This is a genomic window from Nonomuraea cypriaca, assembly GCF_015645445.1.
Classification (GTDB): domain Bacteria; phylum Actinomycetota; class Actinomycetes; order Streptosporangiales; family Streptosporangiaceae; genus Nonomuraea; species Nonomuraea cypriaca.
Window position 1 is genome coordinate 1 of record NZ_JADOGI010000474.1, and the last position, 2,186, is coordinate 2,186.

1 protein-coding gene is annotated in these 2,186 nt (G+C 65.6%); it reads left to right on the forward strand.

Features of this window, described 5'->3' with window-relative positions:
• The first annotated feature begins 678 nt into the window (after positions 1-678).
• Positions 679-2,073, forward strand: a complete 1,395-nt coding sequence (gene ltrA, locus ITP53_RS54940; RefSeq protein WP_207757755.1) for a group II intron reverse transcriptase/maturase — start codon at positions 679-681, stop codon at positions 2,071-2,073.
• The last annotated feature ends 113 nt before the right edge of the window (positions 2,074-2,186 follow it).

A 2,186-nucleotide genomic window follows, 5' to 3' on the forward strand; every position in this document is an offset into this window, starting at 1 on the left:
GTGCGCCGTGAGGCGCTGTGAGTTGAGTGGAGGTGAAAGACCTTCACCGCTGACCCTGTCGCAGCAGGGAGGCGGAGCTGAGGGCAGCCTGATCCGGGTGGTGCCGGGGAGGGTGGGAGCAGCCCTGACAACGCCGGGACGGGTCAGTACTACCAGATGGTCCGGGTCCGGCTAGCGAGACGGAAAGGAGTACGCGAGGAACCGGCGTGTGACACCCCCTTGATCAGGCGCCAGCTCGAACCTGGTGGATATGGGCTGGAAGCGGTGCGCACCCGCCCCTCATCACGGGCGGGGAACTCTTATGGCGGTATGTATGAGCCGCTGGGGAGGCTGTGAGGAAGGTCTGCGGCGTACTCACAGCGAGGCCGCAGGGGCATAGTCGGGCTCCTCCTCCGTCGAGTGACTCACAGTGAACACGGGAACCGTTCCGGGTCTCGCCAGGTGCTCCGCCTCCAGCGGGGTGGCCGGGCTGAGCGCATCGACCGCTGATCGGTCCGGGGCGGGGCGGAGCCGCCGTAGTACTCCGAGCCGGGGAGAGCCCGTGCACATGGGGAAGGGCGGCAGCGGTTTCGAGAAGGACTGGAGACTGTAATGCCGAAAGATGCGCCCCCGAATGGGGACGCCTGGCCGGAGCAGATCCCCGACAACGAGAGGGGGCCGCGCCGGAGGGTATCGGAGATGCAGGCCAAGCTTCACCGTTGGGCGGTGGCCGACCCCGGCCGCCGGTTCGATGACTTGTTCAATCTCGTGCACGACCCGGCGACGCTGTTGGTGGCGTTTGACCGGGTCGCGGGCAACCGGGGAGCCAATACTCCCGGCGTGGACGGCCTGACGGTCGCACACGTTGAGGAGGAAGTCGGCGTCCCGGGGTTTCTGGACGACCTGCGGGCCCAGCTCAAGACGGGCATGTTCCGGCCGCTTCCGGTGCGGGAACGCAAGATCCCCAAGCCGGGTGGATCGGGCAAGGTTCGCGCGCTGGGCATACCGCGGATCGCGGACCGGGTCGTCCAGGCGGCGCTCAAACTGGTGCTGGAACCCCTCTTCGAGGCCGATTTCCTGCCGGTCTCCTACGGGTTCCGGCCCCGGCGGCGGCCCCACGACGCGATCGCGGAGATTCACCACTTCGGCACCCGCGGCTATCGCTGGGTACTGGATGCGGACATCGAAGCGGCCTTCGACAACGTTTCGCACACGGCGATCATGGATCGGGTGCGGCTACGGGTGAAGGATAAGCGCGTCCTGGTGCTGGTCAAGGCGTTCCTCAAGGCCGGGATACTCACCGAACTCGGCGAACGTCGGAACTCCAACACCGGTACGCCGCAGGGCGGCATCCTGTCCCCACTGATCTTCAACGTGGTGCTGAGCGTGCTCGACGAGCATGTGATGGCTCCGTGGAAGAACGACGGGCCGATGTCGACCTCGGGCAAGCGCGCCTACCGGCGCTCGCGGGGACGGCCTACCTGGCGGATCGTGCGTTACTGCGATGACTTCGTCATCTTGGTGCACGGCTCGCAGGCCGATACCCAGGCGTTGCGCGAGGACGTCGCCGGCGTGCTGGAACCTCTTGGGTTACGGCTGTCACCAGCCAAAACCCAGGTGGTCCACATGAGCGACGGGTTCGATTTCCTTGGCTTCCGCATCCGGTGGAAACGCAAGAGGGGCTCGAACAAGTGGTACGTCTACACCTTCATCGCCGACCGGGCCAAACGGTCGGTGAGGGCGAAGATCCGTACCTTGACTCACAAGACATCGCAGCAGGACTTCGCCTCCGTGCTGAAACGACTCGCTTCGATCATGCGCGGATGGGCCAACTATTTCAAACACGCCGTGGCCAAGTGGACCTTCGACAAACTGGATACCTTCACCTGGTGGAGGCTCGTCCATATGTTGCGGGCCAGACACGGCTGGAACTGGGGGCAACTGCGCCGTCACCTGAAAGACGGCTCCGGCCGGTGGGTGATAGCCGCAGGCGGGGTCGAGTATTTCAGCCTCAGCAAGCGCATGACGGTCACCCGTTACGCTTACCGAGGCAACAAGATCCCCTGCCCATGGCCTCCTGCGAACCCCGCCTGACGACAGAGATCGTGGAGAGCCCGTTGCCGAGAGATCGGCACGGCGGGTTCGGCGAGCGGCCTGGGGAAACGGACCGAGAGCAATCCCGGCACCGCGCCCCAGGCCGACTCAAC

Bases quoted from the DNA above. Each gene is read 5' to 3' on its own strand.
- ltrA (WP_207757755.1), top strand. From the start codon at position 679: ATGCAGGCCAAGCTTCACCGTTGGGCGGTGGCCGACCCCGGCCGCCGG.